Source organism: Oribacterium sinus (genome assembly GCF_963553175.1).
Lineage (GTDB): Bacteria > Bacillota > Clostridia > Lachnospirales > Lachnospiraceae > Oribacterium > Oribacterium sinus_B.
In genome coordinates this window covers 47,745-67,532 of record NZ_CAUVME010000005.1, presented here as the reverse complement: position 1 = coordinate 67,532, position 19,788 = coordinate 47,745, and the positions used below count along the sequence as shown (strand labels likewise).

The following is a 19,788-nucleotide window of genomic DNA, read 5'->3' as shown; positions in this document are numbered from 1 at the left end:
TGGATATCATTTTTTCTTACCAACTTGACGTTGCCATCTTAAACAGTTAGTATACTTCCAGCAAGAATGCACTTTTTAGTAAGATACTCACTTTTTAGTAATATACTTACTTTTGGTAAACCATAATAAAGTCTTGATTTTATTGACTTTTTCTGCGAATTTCCGGAAGAATTTGGAGCAAAAAAATGACAAAAAAAAATTCAAATTCAGAAAAATTGTTTCATTGTCCTGTAGAGGCAACGCTCTCTCAGATTGGCGGAAAGTACAAAATGATTATCCTCTGCCATCTCATCCACGATGGAACCTTGCGATATCATGAGCTACAAAAATATATTCCTCAAGCCACCGCCAAAATGTTGACACAGCAGCTTAAGGAATTAGAACATGACGGAATAATCCATAGGAAAGTCTACCCTGTGGTTCCGCCCAAAACCGAATATTCCCTTACGGAAAGAGGAAAAACCCTTACAGACATTATCCATTCCATGCGGGACTGGGGACGCAAGTATATGGCCGGAAGCTTTGAAGAATAAAACGGCTATATTCAACCACCTTATACATTGCGCTAAAGAAAAGGGTAAACACCCATTTTCCTATTCCCGAAAAGTCAGTTTGAATTCCACTTTCCGTTGGAAGCAGTCCAAGTTTCAACAAATTCTTTATTCTCTACGGCTGCATTGTATGGCTCTGACAAGAATTTTCTTATCGTTTTCAGCACCGTAATAAAATCATCGGTCTTTGTATCAATCTTTCGACAGAAGGCTTTCCACTTTTTCTGCATAGTGTCGTCTCTACCGAAGGTCATAATCTGCTCGAACTGCTCCACAGTAAAGTGATGCTCACGATTTTTAAAGGTCTTATTCAGTGCTTTCGTCAGCGTTGCGCCATCGAAATCAAACTTATTTGCGAGGTAATAAAGATCATAATAGTCCTTCATCCGGCTGGAGAATTCCATCAGAGAAAGGATAGCGTCAAGTTTTTCAGCAATCGTGGTTTCCAAAGAATATGTGTTGACCATTGGGGCGTTAAAATCGTCAAGTTGCGTCGGTATCTTTCTCTTTTCCTGCTTCGGAACGATTACATCACCGACACCGAAGTCTATACTAAAAGGAGTTTTCGTATTCTTGATCTTCGCCACAAGGGAAGCACCGATTCCGGCATATTTCTTTGCCACCGCAATGGGAGCCACATTCTTGATTTCAAAGGTAATGAAATCGTTGCCGGTGTCTGTCACTATGATTTCTTCCAATATGGCCTTGAGTTGTTCCGGTGTGTTTGGTATCCTCCTGAGCAAGAAATCAACATCAACGGTAACGCGGCTATCAAAGTCCGTGAGGGAATAGATGAACAGACCACCTTTTAATACAAGGTTTTCTGCATATTTGGACTTTTCCAGTCTGCGCAGAAACTCCTCCTGACAGAAGAGTTGCAGGCAGAGCTGATAGCTTCTACCGCTTTCAGCTGCTTTATTTTTGAGTCGTGCGAGCACAGATGTGGAAATATCAGCCATTCAGCAACACCTCCATTAATTCTGTCACTTTTTTATACACATGCAAGCTCTTTGCGTATATCGAAAGATTCTGCAGATTTTTTCCCGGATCATTTGCATATGCATTGAGTGCTTTGTTAAAAGTCTCCGTATCAAGCCTTGCGCGATATTTGAAGCAGTCACAGAGCGTTCGTTCACGGTCATATACTGCCAGCATTACTCCGTTAAAAGTATCATATATTTTGCCAAGCTCATAAATGTCCTGCTGAACATAATATACTTGCAAGCGAAGAATGTTGTCTCCGAGCTTTGTTCGTGACATAGAGCGAGGAACGGCAATCGACCATCTACGAGGAGTAAAATCACAGTATCCGTAATGAAAGAGTGCCGATTCAACACAGACAATTCCCTTTGGAAAAAGTTTGGCAAGCATCTGCTCTTCTGAAACGGTATCATGGTTGGCAAGACTGTAATACCCATGACGAACACGTTCAAGAAAGCCCACATTGCACAAAGATACTACTTGAATAGCGGAAATACCGGCAGCGACAAAATCAACCGATTTGGCTATTCCGCCTTGTTGAATGATTATATTTTTAACTTGATTTTGAATATCCATCAATATACCTGCTTCGCAAAATATCAAACACACAATATTCTTCTATGTATCTGATTTTTATTATACTCATAATCTCAAAATAATCAAAAAATACGCACATATTTAGATTCTGTGTGCGCATTTTTTAAATTCCTTCTTTACTAAAACCCCTATCATCAAAGCAACCGTAATATATCCAATAATCGCCGAAAGAGCTGCTTCCACACCAAAATTACCGCCTGCAAATAGCTTATTTGTGGACTGTAAATGAAATTTATACCTTCTCCATTTCCATAAAAAGCGCAGTTAAAGCCCTATAATCCAGATACTGCACTCCTTCCTTTCCCTCCTGAATCATGCCTGCCAGCCTACTCTTATAATAACAGTCCATCGCCTCTTCTAAAGATAAATGCAACTCTTTTGCAATATTTTGTATCAATCTTTCTTCAAGACTTTCTTGATAAAACTGCTCTAAAGCTTCCTCTGTCATGGTGTTAACTCCTCTGCTAAAACAAATTCTAAAAGTTCATCAATTGATCTTTGAGAAATAAAAGCAATCTGATCATAATTGGGATAAACACGAATTTCCTTTATTGCTCTTTCTTTATCCCATATTCCTTGATGATACATATCAACCACTCGAAAAACTTTATCATTTGCAACTTTTCCAATAATAATGTCAAATTGCAAATAATCCTTTTTCCCCTCACGACAATTACACACAAAATCAATCCAAGAGTCCAAATCCTCTCCGAAATCTTTCACATTAAAATCTGTTTTATCCAAACTAAGCTCATAGCTATTAATAATCGGACTTCCTGTCACTAAGTCCGCTCTACGTTTTGCCCACTTCTCTGCCTGTTCTTTTACCGTAGTCACATAAAATCCGGAACCAAAATCCAAATTCCGAAGGCTATGTTTTACGTCAGGATTTTCTACACGCTGATTTGAACCATGAAATACTATCATACTATCACCTCTTTTTGGGCAAGATATTCTTCAATATCTTTCACAACAAAATCAGTACTCTGTGTATGTAAAATATCATAATTCGGAACCAGGTAATGATTAAGACAGCCACTCTGTTTTAAAGCAAGATATACCTGTGCAGGCGTCTTCCTCCAACGGTTTGCGCAAGCATGAATCATATAAATAACAAAAGAAAAGATTTCCGAACGCAAAATTCCCTCCTTAAATCAATTTACAAAATAAGATAATAAAACATAGAAACTATCGGAATAATACTATCTAGTATACATTCTTTAGTGATGTTTTGAACACTTCGTTTTTTGTTCACTTCATTGTTCTTAATACTTCCACAACTTTTTTTAGAGCTTTTTCTTTAGGGAACTTTTCTATACTAATTAGTAATAGGAAGTTCCCTAAAGTTCAATGTTTTTTAAATACTGAAGGAAGATAAAAAATATTACAATTATTTCAGCCCTTCTATTTTCTGTCCTTTCCAAAGAAATACGACAATAGCAAAAGAGAATATCTGAGCTATCAAAATACGAAAAATCATATACTCATCTATGCCTGTATTGCTTACAACATGAAGCAAGTTAGTAGCAATGCAATTATTGAAAAAGTGATCTGCCATGCCCGCATAGAGATTTCCTGTCATCCGATATAATAATCCCCATTTTACCCCCATCATTCCTGCCAGAATAATATAGCCTATACTCAGTGATACGAATCCCATCCCACTAATTTCTCCATCAATCCAATTGTGGAGCGGCGTTACAATATGCCATATTCCAAAAAGTAGAGCCTGAATAAACAGAGCTGTTTTCAATGAATATCTGGTGTTAATCAGTTGATAAAACAATCCACGAAAGGTACCTTCTTCCATAATTACATTAATGATATTAAAGAAAATATTTATAAAAACAAACCCAATACCCGTTTGTATACTACCAACTCCAGTTAAGGAAAATCCCGTAATAAAGAATCCTAAATAAATTTTTTTCTCCTGAAAGTACAAGATACTACATTCAATTGTATAAGCAATAAAAAAAGAAAATAATGCAAGAGCGAACCCTTTGAGAATTGTTTTTACTAAACCGTACTTTTTAAATCCTATCGTGCTTATATCCCAATGTAATTGTTTTAAAAGAACGAAAAGTAGTACGATACCAAATATCTTGTTAATAAAATTTTCTGCAAAAATCGTTTGGTCCATCCGAAGTGCAATTGCTTCAAAAGCATGTACCAAAAGAAGGATAAGGAATATAAACACACAACTCTTAATTGGTTTATGTAATATAGTATCCTCTGAAAGTATCTCGGAGGAGTGTGTAGTTTTAAGCATATTTTATTGCCTTTCTATAAAGAAAATTCGGGATAATATCCGGCCCTAAAACCCAAAATATTGATTTCCAAATACCTCTAATCCGGTACGACATTTTCAAGTTTTCCGAAAAGTCTCATTCTTATTGTTTTCATTCTGAGCTCCTCAAAATTTCAGCAATCTTATCAAAGGTATTTCCGTTTCGAATCGTAATTTGCTTGTAGAAATCCTGCTTCATGAGTTTTTTATGGTAGGTGGTTTTTAGATATTCCGCCTCATCCATTTTCCCCCAAAATACTGCCTGTTTCCCGACAAATACTTTCTCATTGTAAAATGTAGAGTTCTCTATAAAGTGGAGAATTCCGGATTTATCCATACCACAGGAATAAAACAAAACATCTCTTCTTGCCAGCTCCTCTTCCCACCAATCCGGTAATTCCGCTTGTTCTTCCAGATACTCCTCTTTCGTAAGTAAAGCAAAGGGAATCGAAAAATCGTAGTTTGTTTCTAAGACTTTTCTTATCTTTAAGATACAAGCCTCACGACTTTCAGCACTACTGAAAAACAGATTGCCACTGTTGATATAGGAATCAAGATTTTCAAAACCTGCATTATCCAATAAGGCTTTTAAATCCGTCATAGAAACTTTATTTTTCCCACCCACATTGATGCCTCGAAGGAAAAGGATATATCTCAAGAAGCTACCTCCTTAAATTTAGTGTTTCTTCTTCCACAACGCCCCCAGCAAGATACCAATTAGAGAGATTATCGCTCCTGCTACAATCATCCCCCCATCCGGGGCATTGATCTTGTTAACGGCAATGTTGTTTGCCATTTTAAATGTACCATATTCAGCAAGCATATACATTAGGCCAAAGAAAAGGGTATATCCCCATTTTCCTTTTCCCCAAAAGTCATTTTTCCCAATCAGCACGGACTCAACAAATGTTGTTACCGGTAGAATAATCCAAAGGAACATCAAGCTGTAGCCCATAGCGTCACTTCCACTTGTAAAAAACCAAAACACAATCATGGCAAGTGCCCAAATCAGAAGATAAGAAAGTATGATAATGATTTTGTTTCTAATATTATGCTCCATGCTACTGCACCTCCCTGGCATTTTTATTGTAGGGAAAATGCCCCCTGTCGTCCAGCAAATGGCTTTTACATCACTTATAGCGTGTGTCAAAATCCTTTTACATTGTCCCTTTATTGCTTTAATTTACCGCTAATCTCTTTAAATACTTCTTTTTTGATCTTCCAAATCCCTGAATAGGGTTGTTCAGCATAGGTCTTATTTCTATTTTCATATAGATAAACGACCTCCCAGTTCCTTTCCGTATTGTTATAATAAAAGCTAACAGCCAGAAATTTTTTAATGTTTGCAGGCTGTTCATGATAACTTTCCCCTCCTGTATCTTTAGTATTTTCTTTGATGTCCTTCACGATTTTAGCTATTTCATCCTGTTCCGTGATTTTCACAGTATTTCCGGAAGGATTTTCCGTAATTTCCATTTCTGTTATTTCCTTTGCCTCCGGCAGGCTGATTTCCTTCTTCGCTCCGCAAGCTGTTAAGGCAAAAATAAGAATAACAGCTAAGGTGATTCTCATAAACTTTTTCATGTTTTTTCTCCACAAGTTTACTTAATTCTCTTTAGAATATCTTCAACAGACGGCAGCTGCTCTTCCAGGGCATTCGGAAGACTGCTCGTAACTTTATACTCACTCACACCAATCGGCTTTGAAATGTCCTTTAGGGAATATTCTGCAACCAAATTATTCTTGCTTTTGCAGAGCAGTAAGCCGATGGACGGATTGTCTTCCTCTTTCTTTAGGATTCCATCTACTGCAGATAGGTAAAAGTTCAGCTGACCGGCATATTCCGGTTTGAAATCTCCTGCTTTCAACTCGATAACTACATAACACCGCAGGTTCAGATTATAAAACAATAAGTCAATATAAAAATCATCGCCCCCGACATTAAGATGATACTGATTGCCTAAAAATGCAAATCCTGTTCCAAGTTCCAGCAGAAGCTTAGTAACGTCGCGAACAAGCGCCTGCTCAATATCTCTTTCCAACATCTCCTCACGGAATGGGATAAAGTCGAACACATACGGATCTTTCATGGTCTGCGCTGCCAACTCACTTTGCGGTGATGGCAAGCGGCTCTCAAAATTAGAAACCTTATCAACCAGCACCTGCCGCTGATATAGTCCGCTTTCGATCTGATGCACCAGCACATTGCGAGACCAGCCATTCTTTGCCGCTTCTTTCGTATACCATATATGTTCATCTGCACTCTTCAGTTTATCCATCAAGGCAATATGATGATACCAAGTTATTTGTGCAAGTGCCTCTTGCACAAATTCTCTATCTGAAAAACGAGCAGCAAATTTTGCCATATACTTTAGATTGCGAACAGAGTAACCTTTGCTTTCCGGGAACGCCATACGAATATCGGACGCAAGGTTATCAATGAATTTGTTTCCCCAAGTTTTGTGCTCATTAATGACACAACCGATGTCATAATATAGGAGCAACATATCTTCGTTTACATGAACAGCTGCCCGATACTGCGCACTCGTAATTTCACTCTTTATCTTCTCAACAATGGAGATATACTCCGACGAATTCATTAACACTCGCTTCACCTCACTTTCAATATAATCCATGTTTTTTACAATAATGCGTTGATTCTCGCATCCTTGCTCTTGATATAGTCCTTATCAAATCGCTGAACTTTTGGCAGCAGGACCGCTCAGCCTACTGTAGAGGCATTGTCAGCTTTCATTAAGCTACTTTTTGCCTTCTTTGTCGCATGAACTAACAAAATAGCAGCAACTATACATATTACTTTGGATGCATTCCCTATAATTACATTATCCTGGAAAGTAATTTGAGATAATGTATTCATTAGTGCATGTGTCATTACACATATCCATAAACTATTTGAATAGGCAAATAATGCCGATAGTATGAAACAGTTTGTGAATAGTCCCAACGAGAAATTAAGAACATCAACCGTTACAATGCTACCATCAATACAAAAGAACAAAAAATGCCATACTCCCCAGCACACAAAGGTCATCATCGTCGCAACGATATAGGAAAGCTTTTTCTCTAAACAGGACTGAAAAGAATATCTCCATCCTATTTCTTCTATTCCACCAAATAGAATGGCCTTAAAGAATAGAGCTATCGGAATCCATACATTTTCAATTTTAAATCCCTTACTTATTGCCACAGAACAAAAGTCTATAATTAAAAACACAATTGCCATTGCATAGATTTTAAATGGCTGCTTTATCTTAAAAAAATCCTTTATTATACGCAAAGGCTTTTTCCCATTGTATTTAATTTGATAAAATACGCCCCAAAAGGCAGACGACACACCTCCAATGATAATAAAAACCATCCCCAAAAAAGAATGGTAGCCTAATCCATATCCTTTTTCTTTTAGAATTCCAACCAGTACTGCAACTGCTGTTATATGAAGCAATGTTGGAAATAAAAATGCTTTCATTATCGACTTATTATTCATTATACCTTTCTTCCATAACACACTTCTACAGGCACTGTAATCTGACCGTTTGCTGAAATTTTTGCCAAGTTAATATTTATCACCTTTTCTATTACAGTTTAGTGAATCGATAAGAAGTGCAATGCCTCTTCTCTGATTTCCTTATCGCAGGATGCATTTTCAGAAATTCCGTTCAGAATATCTAAATAGATTTCCGCCTGATCTGTTCCATTGATAAGACGATTTAGCATCCAAACCGTATGCAATGTAGGCATTCTTTTTATTGACAGAAGAAGTTCTTCTTCATATCCTTTTTTATAAAATCTCTCCACAAAATGGACGATTGGTCCGGGACTTCCAAAATCTGTCAAAGGATGCCTTTCCATCAGACGGAGCAAGGGCTGTACGGAGTCTAATTGATTATAGTTTTCTTCAATTTCTTCCATGCAGTCCATCATCACGGTTTCAAGATCGTCATTATCTTGAATGCAGGTTTCCATTTTTTGAATGATGCTGTTTAGCGTTTCCATATCTTTTTACACCTCAGGGTTTTCTTAGACTTTCTATTCTAACTTCTTACGCAATATCCATAATCAAATTAGCTACCAAGGCTCTATACATATCGAAGTCTACTCATTTTACATCTTTAAATGAAATGAATTCATTAATTCTCCAAAATAATCGACCTTTCCGAACGAGAAATAATTATACCATGCCTCGATTGTTTCCTTGGAATATAACTCTAAGTTCTCAAGTATATATCTTGCCCAAAGTAGTGAACCTGCAGAGCTCGCCGTAATTAAATTTCTATCCATAACGGCTATTTTGTCTTCATAATATTTTTCTCCCTGATAATTAGGACTTTCTTTCAAGAAAAATAATGCATTACTTGTATGATGATATGAATTTAAAATACCCTTACTTGCTAATCCCAAAGTAGCGCCGCAAATAGCAGCAACCAATATATTCTTTTCAAGAAATGACTTGGACAGTTCAAGGATTTTTTGATTAGATTGATCTTGCCAAGTATCTGCTCCGATTAACAACAAAGCTCCGGCTTTTGTTTCATCTATTTCCTCGATAGTGATATCCGGCACAATCGTTACCCCGCCGGAAGTTTTAATCGCTTTTTTAGAAGCGGAAACCGTTTGTAATTCATATTGAGATTTCCCTGCCATTTTTTGTAATGTTAGTCCTTGTAACAGATATCCATTTTCCCAGTCTGCCATTGTATCCAATACGTACATATATATTTTTTTCATAGTCGCTCCTATTTGTGCATTTTCAAAATCTTCTCACATCTCTTCAATCACTGCGATTCTATGCAAGAACACTTTCGCCAGCTCCCTTGCTTTTTCAAAGTCTTCCTTGCTGAGAACCATCATCGCATAGCTGTCACTTCCTATATCCATAGCAGACAAAACATATTCTGTCCACTGGGCATTCAGAATCTTTCCCCACCTTGGAATATCCTCTTCATCATTCAGTATTTTCTCATCCGTCTCAAGATTTAGACCGGCACTTAATTTACGCACAGCAGGAATAAAGCTATCCTTCCTTACTTTCCAATCCAGTTCTATAAGCTTTCCTTTCCGCTCTAACGCGAAAAAAAGCTCTTCCCACGCATGATCCATATCTTCCATACTTTCATGCTTGTGCTTTTTCAGGAAACGCTGCGCTGTTTTAGGATCAGCCATCAGGAGCTTTGATAAGTCTTCAAATGCGGATTTTACAATTGCATCATCATTTCCTATCACTTCCGTATAAGTCTTTTCATCGGGAAGAACTTCCTTTTTTACAAACGCTCTCATAATCTTTACGGCATCGCTGTAGCTTAAGTCGGAAATTAGATATTTTTTATCCTCTATTTTCAAATATAAATTGACCAGCTCTTTGCTTTTCCCAACTACCGCTTTCATCAACGTACAACCTTTTACGGCATAGGACGGGCTTATCTCTGCATAAGTATAATATCCGTCATGCATCGCTTTTAGTGCATTGTCAATTCCGCTGATATGAAATCCATTTCTATCGTAAGCCGGGTCTTTCATGTGCCATTCTTCATAAATCTCAAAGAACACTTTCTGTATCCAATTATAGATGCTCATGATTGTTTTCCATCTCCTCTTTCGTCATTCCGGTCAACTCTTTCACCCACATCCCTACCGTATCGGAAAGTATGGAATCACAAGTATATTCCTCCATACCATCCATATATTTGCAGGAAAATGAAGGCTCTCTTATCGCTGCTTTATAAAACTGCATTGCCACATCCTGCAAATGCTCCGGATGAAACGGAAGTGACAGTTCTTCCGCTAACTTCCCTCGAATCCTATCCCAGTCCTTATGTTCTTTATGATAATCTTCTCGAATTTTGGCCATATAGCCTTCGCAAAAGTCTCTCAGCAAGCTTTCCCTTTGATAAATCTTCTTACAGTTAAAGTCAAATAGATTTCCTGCGTGAATTAAAAAGGTCAGAAGCTCTGCAAGACTTTCCGCAATTCTTCCCACCTCTCCTTCACTACCGATAAAGCCAATACTTTCATCCTCTAACAACACAAATTCTCCGCCACTTGCATCATGTGCAAACGCCTTAGCTTGCATAGAATAGTTTTCATTATTCTCCATAAACCGGATTTCCTGAAGCTGCTTGTAAAAGCAAATGTCACACTCTCGCATAAGCATAGTATGAAGTTCCGTATTATTCTTAATCTGCTCCCATAATTCCATTCCGTTTTCTCTCCTCCCTACAAACTGGAAGTTATTACTCGTTTATTCGCTCAAGTATTTTTATAGTGTCATACCTTTTTCCGCATTCTTTACAAATCCAATCACAATTGCTTTTCTTCGCTTTTTTATGAAGAAAATCTAATTTTCCACCACATCTAGGACATGGTTGAGGTTTTTCACATATTAGACTTTTCAAAAATATCACTGCTTCATCCCTATTAGCCATATTAAGTTCTTGATATATGTTCATCATTATTCTGTTCCTCAAATTCTAATTTGTCTACACCTCTTTTATCCTATCATTTATCAATTCGATAAACGCTATCACTGTTGCTCCTATCATAGGAAGTCCATAAGGACTAAACAGGAAATCGATAACCAATCCAGATATACCTATTCCGATTTCTCCTTGAGCGAAAGAAGCTAATGCTCCAAATATGCAGAATACCATAACGATATACAGCAACGCCGCTTCTGCAAGCATAAATAACTAATTTTCATTTTAACATTGTCATGAGCTGACTTCGATTCTTTCCTTCAAAGGAAGCTCGGGGAATTGGAGGCAGTTACATTCCATAATGACCGCTATTCCATGCTCATTTTCTTTTTCTACTCCCGTCTCCGTAAAGCCGCATTTTCTCCTCATAGTCCCAAGACACCTACCTTATGGGATTAATTTTGAGTTAACAACTTTTTATAGGATAAATCAATAGCGAATGCACCAAGAGGAGCTGTAAGAACAATAGCCAGCACTGCCACAGTAAGAACTGCATTTCCACAAGCTAAGCCTAATGCAAGAGGTACTCCACCAATGGCCGCCTGAACTGTTGCCTTTGGTGTGTATGCAATCATCACAAACATTTTTTCTCTTTTATTCATGCTCGTTCCAAGCAGGCAAATAAAAACACCTAGCATTCTAAATGCCAAAGCGCCAATAATCACAATAAAGGCTTTTATCCCTACATTTCCCAGATACCCTATGTTGACAGTGGCTCCAACAAGTACGAACAGAAAAACCTCTGCTACAACCCAGAGCTTCCCATATTTTGCGGAAAGTCTTTTTGCTACTTCTCCCCTTTTTCTCTGTAAGCCAATGCCAATAAACATTATGGCAATCAATGCAGAAAAGGGAATGGCTGATTTTAATTTATCCTCGACTACTACAAGCAAAAAAGAAATACTTAAGATAACAAGTACTTTGGAAGTATCTCTGCTATGAATCTTTTTAAAAAAATATGCTAAAAGAAAACCTATACATAATCCAATTACAATGCCAAAAAGTATAGAAAAGGGAATTTTTATAAAGCTTAAGGCAGAGACTCCCTCTCCTTGTATCATTCCAACAAAAGTTGAAAACAAGACAATCACATACACATCATCCACAGATGCCCCCGCCAGAATTAACTGAGGGATTCCTTCCTTAACTCCATAGCTCTCATCCATAAGTTTAACCATTCTGGGAACAACAACTGCCGGCGAAACAGCTGCAAGAACAGAGCCCATAATTGCTGATTCCAAGAAACTCAAGCCCATAAGTTTTGTCGCCAGTAAAACTATGCCCAGCAGTTCAAAAGAAGCAGGGACAAAACACATTAATACTGCCGATCTTCCTATTTTCTTTATTCCGGATAAATCCAATCCAAGTCCTGCTCTGGTCAAAATAATAATGAGTGCAATTTTTCTAAGTTCTGTTGATACCCCAAGAATACTACCGTCTAAAAGATTAAGGACATATGGCCCTAATACAATGCCTGTGGCCAACATACCAAGTAATCCAGGCAGCTTGCACTTTTGGCAAATCCATCCCATAGACATACCCAGAAGTAAAATAAGTGAAATACTGAATAACATAAAAATCCTCCTTAAAACGCAGAAAAAGCTGACAGCTTCTGCGTTGATAATCGCAGAAGTCATCAGCTTTAATAAGCGGTTTAAGTACTTAATACTTTGGGAGAACTTCATTCCCATTTACTTTTGGATGATACCACAGTTCACCATAAATTACAAGAGCACATGTCCATCACAACATATCCATCACAACATTTTTTCCATAATAACCGCTATTCCATGCTCATTTTCTTTTTCCACTCCCGTCTCCGTAAAACCGCATTTTCTCCAAAAGTTCCTGCTTTGCATATTTCCTTTCATATAGGCCAGCCTTACTTTTGTATAACCTTCGCTTTTCCATGTAGTTAAAGCCTCTGCAATAATAGCGCTCCCTTTCCCTTTTCCGGACTCTTTACTGTCCATCATAAACAAGCCGATGAAAATCGTATCTTCTTCCGGAAAGGAGAGAATAAAGTCCATAATGGCAATTAAGCTGTCATTTTCAAAAAAGCCGATATAGAATTTGTCCTCAAGGCTTTTCCCCTCCGGTAATGCCTTTAAATCATTCAACACCGTTTCCCTACATGGCTTTGGTGGACAATACGCAAAGTACAGGGGATTGCTATTCTCCAGTTTCAAAATCCCGGAGACATCCTCTTCCCCCATTTTTTTTAATATTGTATTTTGTAGATAGTTGGCTGATATTCAGCATACCGCTTCCGGACATTTCTACATTACCTCACTATGCACGTATGATTAATTCTTCTTGATAAATCTGCTCGCCAAGTGATAAACCTGTTTGCTCTCTTTACTATCCAAAGACCAGCTCTCTATTTCTTTTCGAATGAAATCCGGAAATTTCTTGCTGATATCTCGTAAAGCATTGCCCACGGATTTTCTGACATATTCACTGGGATCCTCTTTTAAAGCAGCTAAACGCTGAATGGCTTCTTCCGGGTGGTCTTTAAAATAGGCTCTGCTTGTCCAGATTCTTAGCCCTTCCGTAACGGCTCTTCGGGCGTTCGGCTCGGGACTTTGTAACCATTCCGTAATCGTGGGGAGGGCTTTTTCCATTCCGATTTTTTTACAATACATATCAAAGGACTTCGCTAAAATCTCCTGCACTCTCCAGTTCTCATCCTTTGTAACTTCTTCCTTCATAAAATGAAGGATTTCTTCATCTTCAGATAAGTAGCCGAAAAGAAATACCCCATACATTCTCACTTGATAAGCAGGAGATTGAAAAGCTGCAAATGCCAAAGTCTTGCAATAAGCAAAATCATGGGAGTGAAAATCCTGTAAAGCTCTACTTTCTTCCGTCTTGAAACCGTTTTCTATCGAAGAAAATTCCTGTTCTAACTCGGAAATATATTCTTTCATATCTGCTCACCTCCTTAAGAGATTTGCTCTGCCTTTTTCTATTTTGCACTGACAAATCTCACTCAAAAAGCTCCGTCAATTCTGTTTATCTTCTCTAAACATACCATGCTTTCCCAAAATATTGATTCGCAAATCTCTATGTTTCCTCATTCATCATTGACCTTTTTGTTCGGTATCCGTATACATAATTAATTTCTTTCGGTGTTTTCCTGAAAAGTAGCCACCCGAAGAAAATCATAGTTAACGGAATAAGTAAAACCATAATGAGCATGAATATCCAGAATCCCATTTGAAATTCCTCCATTACTTTTACTTCTAAAGCATTGATTCAGCCTCAGTTATATTTATAACATTTTCCATGTACTCATAGAATTTCTTGTGTAATTCTCTCATTTCATCCGGTGCGTTTATCGAATGTTGATACATGAACTTTTCGCCGAAAGTACTTCTATATACAAACGACATAATAAAAGTCAATATCGGTAGCGGCACAAACAAAAAGATATTCATTTTCCATGGGGATAACTTGCCACAGGTTTTCCTCATAAATTGGAGGTTTCGTTTTAGAGCTTTTGCTGTCTTATACATAATCTTGTGTTCATAGCCGGCTATTGCAGGGTTATCCGCTTCATAATATGCATCTGCAATAGGAACTACCATTGCAAGATGACAAAGCTGCCAAATGTGCATATCTTTCACTATCTGATATGGAATAGAAGATTGCTTAAAAATCAAAGAAAGGCGTCTTACTCTATCCGTTCTCATTCCGGAAATCTCTGCAAAGGTAGTCGGTTGAATGATTTTCGGAGTAAGCGTGGCATCCAATACATCATTCTTAATGCTTCCTCCTGCGCCAGGAAATGCCGGAAGGATTTTGCCTTCTCCACAAAGATTCTCCCATTCATTGTAGTCATCCATGGAATTTGTCATTGTTACAATGCATTTGCTATTATTGGTTTTCAGTTCCTCAAGTGCCTGATATAACTGATTCTCTCTGACTGTCAAGAATATAAAATCATATTCGTCATCATCCTTGAGTTCAGACAAAACAGAAACATTTGCTTTTTTAACTTTTTCTCTTTTCAAATAAAGCAGACCCTTCTTCTTGAGCGTTTCCAGCCTAGCTCCTCTTGCATAAACAGTAGTATCAAAACCCGCTTCGGCAAAAAGCGAGGCATACAGCGAGCCTATCACTCCCGTACCAAATATGAGTAATCTCACTTATAGACTCCTTTCTGCCATATGCAAAATATCCCTTATTTTAAAAACAGCTTATCCCAATCCTGCACGGATTCTATTACCGGAATCCAACTGTCTATTTCGAATCTTTCTTCTATCCATGGTTCCGCATAGCCGTCCAGAATAAGCACCCCATTGCATTTTATATGGGCTTTTGCCTCTACTATATCTAAGACTTCTATCCTGTATTCAATTAGCGGTTCATTTTCATAAATATAAAAGGAATCTTCACGCTCTTCGCTTTCCTCAACTGTCTTTACTGAAAATGTAGTCCCCACCAGTTCCTTTACTGTACTCTTATCCGTATCTATCGGATTAATACATATGGAAGGAGAAATCTCATTTCCCTCGAAATCCCCGGGCTTAAACCCAATGTCTACAGCCCATGAGGCGCTTTCCTCCCGGTCTTCTTTAAAGAACATGAGGCAGCTTCTTCTATCTCCCCAATCGTCTTGAAATATAAAATCTTTTATCTTTAACATTTTGCTCTCCCTTACAAACCGAAAGTTGTTATTTAGTTTATAGTCGTACTATTTTATTCGCTATATCTTCTACAAACCTCTTATCGTGTTCCACAAATAGGAGTGTAGGATTTGCTTCTTTTATAATTTCCTCAATCTGTATTCTTGATATTACATCTATATAATTTAACGGTTCGTCCCAAACAAATATGTGAGCCGGCTTTGATAAGCTTACAGCAATTAAAACTTTCTTTTTTTGTCCATCGCTATAGTTCTTCATATCTGTTTCAAATAATTCTCTTGCAAAATCTAATTTTCTAAGAATTGTTTTGCACAATGTTTCATCAACACCTTGGCTTTTTATATACTCATTTAGGCTAGCTGTTAAATTGGAGGAATCTTGAGGAATATATGATATTTTTAAATTACTTGCTAATTTTACATCACCTGAATACTCATGATTTAACCCTAATAAAATTTTAATCAAACTTGATTTTCCGCTACCATTCCCCCCATATATAGCCACTATATCCCCTTGCTTTATATCAAAACTTACATCGCTTAATATCTGCCTTTCTCCATAGCATAATGATAAATTTCTAACCGATATTAGAGGATTTTTGTGATAATCTAAGGTATGCAATAATAGACTTTCCTTTATTTCAATATCTTTTAGTAAATTCTGTTTTTCTTCTATTGCCTTATTTTGTCTATGCTCCAAATTCTTAGATTTTTTCATCATCTTAGCTGACTGATGACCTATATGTCCCTTGTCCGGTTTTACACCTGATACTTTCACAGCGTTTTTAGTATTTTCAATTTTATCAGACCAAATATGACTCTGTCTTGCAGCTTCTTTTAATCGTTTAATATCTTTTCTTAATTTCTCATTTTGACTAATTTCAAATTGGTCTTTCATCAATTTATTTTCATACCAGGATGTAAAATTTCCTGATTGGACATCAATAGTATTTCTGTTAAGAGAAATAACATGATTGATACAGCCATCTAAAAAATCTCTATCATGAGATATAAGCAAAAAACCTTTTTTACTTTTCAGATATTCACTGACGATTTTTCTTCCGTCCATATCTATATGGTTTGTTGGTTCATCAATAAGTAAAAAACCATCTTCTCTTGTAAACAAAATAGCTAAAAGGATTTTTGTTTGTTCTCCTTTGGAAAGCGTTTCAAACTCTCTATAAACAAGGCTCTCATCTATATTTAGCAAATTAAGTTCTCTAAATAATTTCCATTCTTCCTCATCTGAGACGAGTTCTTTATATAACTCAATTCCTAATTTTGAAGTATCACTTAAATTAGGTGGAAATTTAATAAAGTCAACACTTTTGCTGATTTTGCCTTGATAAACTTCTTGGTTTAAAAGTAGCTTAAAGAATGTTGATTTTCCAATTCCATTTCTTCCTATTAGCCCTGTTTTCCAGTTCGTATCAAATGAAAAGGATACATTTTCAAATACAGGTTTTACATAGCCATAATATGAGAAAGTGAGATTTTCAATTTTAATTGTTGACACAAAAACACCCCCTCAAATTCAAATTTACCCATACTAGCAAACTGAAAGTTATTACTCGTTTATTCGGTCAAGTATTTTTATAGTGTCATACCTTTTTCCGCATTCTTTACAAATCCAATCACAATTGCTTTTCTTCGCTTTTTTATGAAGAAAATCTAATTTTCCACCACATCTAGGACATGGTTGAGGTTTTTCACATATTAGACTTTTCAAAAATATCACTGCTTCATCCCTATTAGCCATATTAAGTTCTTGATATATGTTCATCATTATTCTGTTCCTCAAATTCTAATTTGTTTGCACTATGCCAGCAAATCATAATCAGTACATTTCCTTTGGCTTTCGATACATTCCCATTAGCTCTCGATAGATTTCCATTGGCTTTCAATATATTCAATCGCAATTTATAGCTTTAACGTTTTAATGCTGTGTAAATCCTTGGTAACTACAGCCGTATCAAATCTGATCTCAAATAAAATCAACGATTCTCCTGCATATTCTATTGTGTCTTTGTAGCCCGGAATTTTAGCAATAAATTGCTCGGCAAGATCAAAAATCGTCTTGGAACTTTTTTGCACTATCCCCTTAGCTTTGACATGCTCATTTCCTCCGTGAGGAATGGTGGTAAATGCCACGTTTGGATTTGCGTTTATTTCTTTCACTTTGTCGTTTCCTTTGAAAGACGAAAAGTAAAGTATATTTTCAGCCGGCTCAAAATAAAAATTTACAATTCTTACATTGGGAACATTATTTACAGATGTTGCCAAGGCTATTTCTGTTTGTTCAGTCATAATTCTTAAAAATTCCGCTTTTATATCCATTTAAGGAGACCTCCTTTTTCAATACCTTACTTATTCTATTCTTTTTGATATTTTGCTAACCCTTACGAATAAAATATAGCAGTTCTTGCATTTATTTTCTTGATTTGTAAAACTCTTTATACTTCGGATCATCGTATTCAAAATATCTGTAGCCAACCCCTTTTTGTTTTACAAGGTTATTCCATAGTTGAAAAGCTTCCTCCTTGTTTCCGGTTTCAAATTCATATTTTGCTTGCAAATGTTCTATTTCAGACTCAAACAAATGTAGAGTATTATTGTTCTCTACCATTCTGTCTAACCATTGTTTTGCAATGGGGAGATTATTATATTTTAGAGCACGTAAAAAGAATGTTTTGGCATAGTTATAAGCTTGATTCCATTTTGCTCCCGAATCGGGAAATGCTTCCCATCCTTGTTCTGCAATGGAGAATCCCGCTTCTATTTTGTTATCATCGAGTTGATTGATAGCCTCCTTGCCATAAGCAATAACTGCTTCATATCTTTCACTATCTAACAGCATGTTGATGTCACCTCCAAATAATCAAACTATGTCTTCCAGAATAATACTATTTCAGCAAATCGTAATCAGTATATTTCCATTTGCTTCCAGAATATGATGATAAAACTCTTTCATGCATTGAAAACAATCCATAATTTCTTCTGAAATCTTATCTTCTATTCCATAATAAGACTTAAGTTCTTTTAAATTTCTATCACTTAAATATCGATAAGTCGCGCGCATTCCCATTTTGCATGACCTCCATCATTAACTTAGAATTTCATGTTCAATTCTATAAACCATATCCCCTGAATTCCAAATATACAGGATAGCCGATACAGGTTCTTTTCCTTTCTCCCAAAGCCAGCCTGTATATGTTGTACTATAGCCGAAGTATCCTTCTGTTAAGATTTCAAATTCTGCATGGGCATATTCTTTCATATATTCTTTTAATCCGATGGCTTTTCCGGAAAATTCCCCCTCATATACAGTCCTATCAAATATCAAAATATTACATTCCTATCCTGCGTAAAATCCATCTCTGTCCCCCATACTTATAGCCCTAATTTTCCTAACCACTCCTCAATATCTTCTATATCGGTATTCGTGGAAAGCATCAGTGTATCCTCATTATTTTCATCGCATAAGATCAATTCCTGTTCCCGGGCACTTCTTTTCTATTTCCCTACTAAATTTTTCTAAACGAGATATCGCACGCTTTGCGCACGATACTCGTTATGAATCAAAATCATGATTTTCCGCTTTGTTTACATGAATAAAACTGCTTACAGACATTTCTACTTTCCCTCAAGGCCAATGGTTTCGTATAGGAGATAAACTCTTTCAATGAATTTTCCTTTGTACTCCAAATATTTGTCTATATCTTTAGGATACAGCCGGGCCGCTTCCCTTTTCACTTCGGCATACTCCTCTGCCAAATGAAGATGAGCACGGAGATAATCTCGAAAAGCAATATGCCTCTTCAGTTCTTTAGAGTCCATAGGGCAGACATACAAATGATGAACCATGAGCTCCGGTTTCTCTTCATAGGAAAATGCTTCCCTTCCCTCTATTCCAAGATTCCCTTCATGCCGGTATCCCTTCTTTTCCAGCAGGCTTTTCATTTCAGGAAAGACCGACATATCCGGAATCACAATATCCATATCAATAATTGGCTTTGCCGCTAAATTTTCCACCGAGGTACTGCCAACGTGTTCAATGCTAAGACTTTTAGCCAAGATTTCATTACCAAGGGAAGCAACGATTTTTTGAAACTCTGTCTTCCATTGTGGAGTATAGTCTTCTATGACAATATGTTCTGTTCTCATATTTTCTCCATAGGTTCTTTAGAACACTACAAAATAAGACTTCATTCTAAAATTCATAGTCATAAA

At 36.9% G+C, this 19,788-nt stretch carries 29 protein-coding genes and 1 riboswitch; of the genes, 1 reads left to right on the top strand and 28 read right to left on the bottom strand.

Going from position 1 to position 19,788, the window contains the following annotated elements; translation table 11 throughout:
- Positions 1–185: 185 nt before the first annotated feature.
- Complete coding sequence (locus RYO92_RS02520; RefSeq protein ID WP_315369380.1) at positions 186–533, top strand: winged helix-turn-helix transcriptional regulator; 348 nt, start codon at positions 186–188, stop codon at positions 531–533.
- A gap of 74 nt (positions 534–607) precedes the next feature.
- Here RYO92_RS02520 and RYO92_RS02515 read toward each other — a convergent pair whose 3' ends face one another.
- The 28 genes from RYO92_RS02515 to RYO92_RS02380 all read right to left on the bottom strand — a co-directional run bounded on the left by RYO92_RS02515 (position 608) and on the right by RYO92_RS02380 (position 19,722).
- Positions 608–1,510 carry a nucleotidyl transferase AbiEii/AbiGii toxin family protein gene (locus RYO92_RS02515; RefSeq protein ID WP_315369379.1) on the bottom strand — a complete coding sequence of 301 codons (903 nt, stop codon included), beginning with the start codon at positions 1,508–1,510 and terminating at the stop codon, positions 608–610.
- Entirely contained in the window at positions 1,503–2,108 is a 606-nt protein-coding gene (locus RYO92_RS02510) for a type IV toxin-antitoxin system AbiEi family antitoxin domain-containing protein (RefSeq protein WP_009427962.1), read from the bottom strand. The genes RYO92_RS02515 and RYO92_RS02510 overlap by 8 nt, the downstream gene beginning before the upstream one ends.
- A 253-nt stretch (positions 2,109–2,361) precedes the next feature.
- Positions 2,362–2,577 (bottom strand): hypothetical protein, encoded by a 216-nt coding sequence (locus tag RYO92_RS02505; protein WP_009429962.1) that lies wholly within the window; start codon positions 2,575–2,577, stop codon positions 2,362–2,364.
- Complete coding sequence (locus RYO92_RS02500) at positions 2,574–3,056, bottom strand: DUF3990 domain-containing protein (RefSeq protein ID WP_315369378.1); 483 nt, start codon at positions 3,054–3,056, stop codon at positions 2,574–2,576. Before RYO92_RS02500 ends, RYO92_RS02505 begins: the two co-directional genes overlap by 4 nt.
- Positions 3,053–3,268 carry a DUF3791 domain-containing protein gene (locus tag RYO92_RS02495; RefSeq protein ID WP_314327771.1) on the bottom strand — a complete coding sequence of 72 codons (216 nt, stop codon included), beginning with the start codon at positions 3,266–3,268 and terminating at the stop codon, positions 3,053–3,055. The genes RYO92_RS02500 and RYO92_RS02495 overlap by 4 nt, the downstream gene beginning before the upstream one ends.
- 251 nt (positions 3,269–3,519) lie before the next feature.
- Positions 3,520–4,269, bottom strand: a complete 750-nt coding sequence (locus tag RYO92_RS02490; protein ID WP_315369377.1) for a CPBP family intramembrane glutamic endopeptidase — start codon at positions 4,267–4,269, stop codon at positions 3,520–3,522.
- Positions 4,270–4,528: 259 nt separating this feature from the next.
- Positions 4,529–5,074, bottom strand: coding sequence for a DUF1697 domain-containing protein (locus RYO92_RS02485; RefSeq protein WP_315369376.1), 546 nt, complete (start codon positions 5,072–5,074; stop codon positions 4,529–4,531).
- 18 nt (positions 5,075–5,092) lie between these two features.
- A complete protein-coding gene (locus RYO92_RS02480; RefSeq protein ID WP_315369375.1) occupies positions 5,093–5,476 on the bottom strand; it encodes a hypothetical protein in 384 nt (127 codons plus the stop codon).
- 110 nt (positions 5,477–5,586) lie between these two features.
- The gene (locus tag RYO92_RS02475; protein WP_315369374.1) at positions 5,587–6,000 is read right to left on the bottom strand and encodes a DUF5301 domain-containing protein; all 414 of its coding nucleotides are present in this window, start codon (positions 5,998–6,000) and stop codon (positions 5,587–5,589) included.
- A gap of 17 nt (positions 6,001–6,017) precedes the next feature.
- On the bottom strand, positions 6,018–7,016 hold the full coding sequence (locus RYO92_RS02470) for a PDDEXK nuclease domain-containing protein (protein WP_315369406.1): 999 nt from the start codon (positions 7,014–7,016) through the stop codon (positions 6,018–6,020).
- A gap of 122 nt (positions 7,017–7,138) precedes the next feature.
- Positions 7,139–7,921, bottom strand: a complete 783-nt coding sequence (locus tag RYO92_RS02465; RefSeq protein ID WP_315271661.1) for a CPBP family intramembrane glutamic endopeptidase — start codon at positions 7,919–7,921, stop codon at positions 7,139–7,141.
- A gap of 98 nt (positions 7,922–8,019) precedes the next feature.
- Positions 8,020–8,430, bottom strand: a complete 411-nt coding sequence (locus tag RYO92_RS02460) for a hypothetical protein (RefSeq protein WP_315271662.1) — start codon at positions 8,428–8,430, stop codon at positions 8,020–8,022.
- A gap of 108 nt (positions 8,431–8,538) precedes the next feature.
- Positions 8,539–9,162, bottom strand: a complete 624-nt coding sequence (locus tag RYO92_RS02455) for a DJ-1/PfpI family protein (protein ID WP_315271664.1) — start codon at positions 9,160–9,162, stop codon at positions 8,539–8,541.
- Between the two features lie 33 nt (positions 9,163–9,195).
- Positions 9,196–10,008: a DUF6630 family protein gene (locus RYO92_RS02450; RefSeq protein ID WP_315369373.1), complete on the bottom strand. Its 813-nt coding sequence runs from the start codon at positions 10,006–10,008 to the stop codon at positions 9,196–9,198.
- Positions 9,995–10,630, bottom strand: coding sequence for a hypothetical protein (locus RYO92_RS02445; protein WP_315369372.1), 636 nt, complete (start codon positions 10,628–10,630; stop codon positions 9,995–9,997). Before RYO92_RS02445 ends, RYO92_RS02450 begins: the two co-directional genes overlap by 14 nt.
- A gap of 34 nt (positions 10,631–10,664) precedes the next feature.
- The gene (locus RYO92_RS02440) at positions 10,665–10,883 is read right to left on the bottom strand and encodes a primase-helicase zinc-binding domain-containing protein (RefSeq protein ID WP_315369371.1); all 219 of its coding nucleotides are present in this window, start codon (positions 10,881–10,883) and stop codon (positions 10,665–10,667) included.
- A gap of 27 nt (positions 10,884–10,910) precedes the next feature.
- Positions 10,911–11,114, bottom strand: coding sequence for a CD1845 family protein (locus tag RYO92_RS02435; protein WP_442945609.1), 204 nt, complete (start codon positions 11,112–11,114; stop codon positions 10,911–10,913).
- A 188-nt stretch (positions 11,115–11,302) separates the two neighbouring features.
- Positions 11,303–12,481, bottom strand: a complete 1,179-nt coding sequence (locus RYO92_RS02430) for a cation:proton antiporter (RefSeq protein WP_314731837.1) — start codon at positions 12,479–12,481, stop codon at positions 11,303–11,305.
- A gap of 46 nt (positions 12,482–12,527) precedes the next feature.
- Positions 12,528–12,605, bottom strand: a riboswitch (Fluoride riboswitch).
- Positions 12,606–12,664: 59 nt separating this feature from the next.
- The gene (locus tag RYO92_RS02425) at positions 12,665–13,096 is read right to left on the bottom strand and encodes a GNAT family N-acetyltransferase (protein WP_315369370.1); all 432 of its coding nucleotides are present in this window, start codon (positions 13,094–13,096) and stop codon (positions 12,665–12,667) included.
- A gap of 117 nt (positions 13,097–13,213) precedes the next feature.
- Positions 13,214–13,837 (bottom strand): HEAT repeat domain-containing protein, encoded by a 624-nt coding sequence (locus RYO92_RS02420; RefSeq protein WP_315369369.1) that lies wholly within the window; start codon positions 13,835–13,837, stop codon positions 13,214–13,216.
- A 315-nt stretch (positions 13,838–14,152) separates the two neighbouring features.
- Positions 14,153–15,058, bottom strand: coding sequence for a ketopantoate reductase family protein (locus tag RYO92_RS02415; RefSeq protein WP_315369368.1), 906 nt, complete (start codon positions 15,056–15,058; stop codon positions 14,153–14,155).
- 35 nt (positions 15,059–15,093) lie between these two features.
- Positions 15,094–15,558, bottom strand: a complete 465-nt coding sequence (locus RYO92_RS02410; protein WP_315369367.1) for a hypothetical protein — start codon at positions 15,556–15,558, stop codon at positions 15,094–15,096.
- 37 nt (positions 15,559–15,595) lie between these two features.
- Positions 15,596–17,074, bottom strand: coding sequence for an Lsa family ABC-F type ribosomal protection protein (locus RYO92_RS02405; protein WP_315369366.1), 1,479 nt, complete (start codon positions 17,072–17,074; stop codon positions 15,596–15,598).
- Between the two features lie 51 nt (positions 17,075–17,125).
- The gene (locus RYO92_RS02400) at positions 17,126–17,344 is read right to left on the bottom strand and encodes a primase-helicase zinc-binding domain-containing protein (RefSeq protein WP_315369365.1); all 219 of its coding nucleotides are present in this window, start codon (positions 17,342–17,344) and stop codon (positions 17,126–17,128) included.
- Between the two features lie 134 nt (positions 17,345–17,478).
- Entirely contained in the window at positions 17,479–17,895 is a 417-nt protein-coding gene (locus RYO92_RS02395) for a pyridoxamine 5'-phosphate oxidase family protein (protein ID WP_315369364.1), read from the bottom strand.
- A gap of 91 nt (positions 17,896–17,986) precedes the next feature.
- Positions 17,987–18,415 (bottom strand): hypothetical protein, encoded by a 429-nt coding sequence (locus RYO92_RS02390; RefSeq protein ID WP_315369363.1) that lies wholly within the window; start codon positions 18,413–18,415, stop codon positions 17,987–17,989.
- Positions 18,416–18,661: 246 nt separating this feature from the next.
- Positions 18,662–18,901 (bottom strand): hypothetical protein, encoded by a 240-nt coding sequence (locus RYO92_RS02385; RefSeq protein WP_331647955.1) that lies wholly within the window; start codon positions 18,899–18,901, stop codon positions 18,662–18,664.
- A 290-nt stretch (positions 18,902–19,191) separates the two neighbouring features.
- Positions 19,192–19,722 carry a GrpB family protein gene (locus tag RYO92_RS02380; protein WP_315369362.1) on the bottom strand — a complete coding sequence of 177 codons (531 nt, stop codon included), beginning with the start codon at positions 19,720–19,722 and terminating at the stop codon, positions 19,192–19,194.
- Positions 19,723–19,788 lie beyond the last annotated feature (66 nt).

What these genes read in the sequence shown, in the direction of transcription:
- RYO92_RS02520 (WP_315369380.1), top strand. Translation starts at nt 186, where the DNA reads ATGACAAAAAAAAATTCAAATTCAGAAAAATTGTTTCATTGTCCTGTA.
- RYO92_RS02515 (WP_315369379.1), bottom strand. Translation starts at nt 1,510, where the DNA reads ATGGCTGATATTTCCACATCTGTGCTCGCACGACTCAAAAATAAAGCA.
- RYO92_RS02510 (WP_009427962.1), bottom strand. Translation starts at nt 2,108, where the DNA reads ATGGATATTCAAAATCAAGTTAAAAATATAATCATTCAACAAGGCGGA.
- RYO92_RS02505 (WP_009429962.1), bottom strand. Translation starts at nt 2,577, where the DNA reads ATGACAGAGGAAGCTTTAGAGCAGTTTTATCAAGAAAGTCTTGAAGAA.
- RYO92_RS02500 (WP_315369378.1), bottom strand. Translation starts at nt 3,056, where the DNA reads ATGATAGTATTTCATGGTTCAAATCAGCGTGTAGAAAATCCTGACGTA.
- RYO92_RS02490 (WP_315369377.1), bottom strand. Translation starts at nt 4,269, where the DNA reads ATGGACCAAACGATTTTTGCAGAAAATTTTATTAACAAGATATTTGGT.
- RYO92_RS02480 (WP_315369375.1), bottom strand. Translation starts at nt 5,476, where the DNA reads ATGGAGCATAATATTAGAAACAAAATCATTATCATACTTTCTTATCTT.
- RYO92_RS02475 (WP_315369374.1), bottom strand. Translation starts at nt 6,000, where the DNA reads ATGAAAAAGTTTATGAGAATCACCTTAGCTGTTATTCTTATTTTTGCC.
- RYO92_RS02470 (WP_315369406.1), bottom strand. Translation starts at nt 7,016, where the DNA reads ATGAATTCGTCGGAGTATATCTCCATTGTTGAGAAGATAAAGAGTGAA.
- RYO92_RS02465 (WP_315271661.1), bottom strand. Translation starts at nt 7,921, where the DNA reads ATGAATAATAAGTCGATAATGAAAGCATTTTTATTTCCAACATTGCTT.
- RYO92_RS02460 (WP_315271662.1), bottom strand. Translation starts at nt 8,430, where the DNA reads ATGGAAACGCTAAACAGCATCATTCAAAAAATGGAAACCTGCATTCAA.
- RYO92_RS02455 (WP_315271664.1), bottom strand. Translation starts at nt 9,162, where the DNA reads ATGAAAAAAATATATATGTACGTATTGGATACAATGGCAGACTGGGAA.
- RYO92_RS02450 (WP_315369373.1), bottom strand. Translation starts at nt 10,008, where the DNA reads ATGAGCATCTATAATTGGATACAGAAAGTGTTCTTTGAGATTTATGAA.
- RYO92_RS02445 (WP_315369372.1), bottom strand. Translation starts at nt 10,630, where the DNA reads ATGGAATTATGGGAGCAGATTAAGAATAATACGGAACTTCATACTATG.
- RYO92_RS02440 (WP_315369371.1), bottom strand. Translation starts at nt 10,883, where the DNA reads ATGATGAACATATATCAAGAACTTAATATGGCTAATAGGGATGAAGCA.
- RYO92_RS02435 (WP_442945609.1), bottom strand. Translation starts at nt 11,114, where the DNA reads ATGCTTGCAGAAGCGGCGTTGCTGTATATCGTTATGGTATTCTGCATA.
- RYO92_RS02430 (WP_314731837.1), bottom strand. Translation starts at nt 12,481, where the DNA reads ATGTTATTCAGTATTTCACTTATTTTACTTCTGGGTATGTCTATGGGA.
- RYO92_RS02420 (WP_315369369.1), bottom strand. Translation starts at nt 13,837, where the DNA reads ATGAAAGAATATATTTCCGAGTTAGAACAGGAATTTTCTTCGATAGAA.
- RYO92_RS02410 (WP_315369367.1), bottom strand. Translation starts at nt 15,558, where the DNA reads ATGTTAAAGATAAAAGATTTTATATTTCAAGACGATTGGGGAGATAGA.
- RYO92_RS02400 (WP_315369365.1), bottom strand. Translation starts at nt 17,344, where the DNA reads ATGATGAACATATATCAAGAACTTAATATGGCTAATAGGGATGAAGCA.
- RYO92_RS02395 (WP_315369364.1), bottom strand. Translation starts at nt 17,895, where the DNA reads ATGGATATAAAAGCGGAATTTTTAAGAATTATGACTGAACAAACAGAA.
- RYO92_RS02390 (WP_315369363.1), bottom strand. Translation starts at nt 18,415, where the DNA reads ATGCTGTTAGATAGTGAAAGATATGAAGCAGTTATTGCTTATGGCAAG.
- RYO92_RS02380 (WP_315369362.1), bottom strand. Translation starts at nt 19,722, where the DNA reads ATGAGAACAGAACATATTGTCATAGAAGACTATACTCCACAATGGAAG.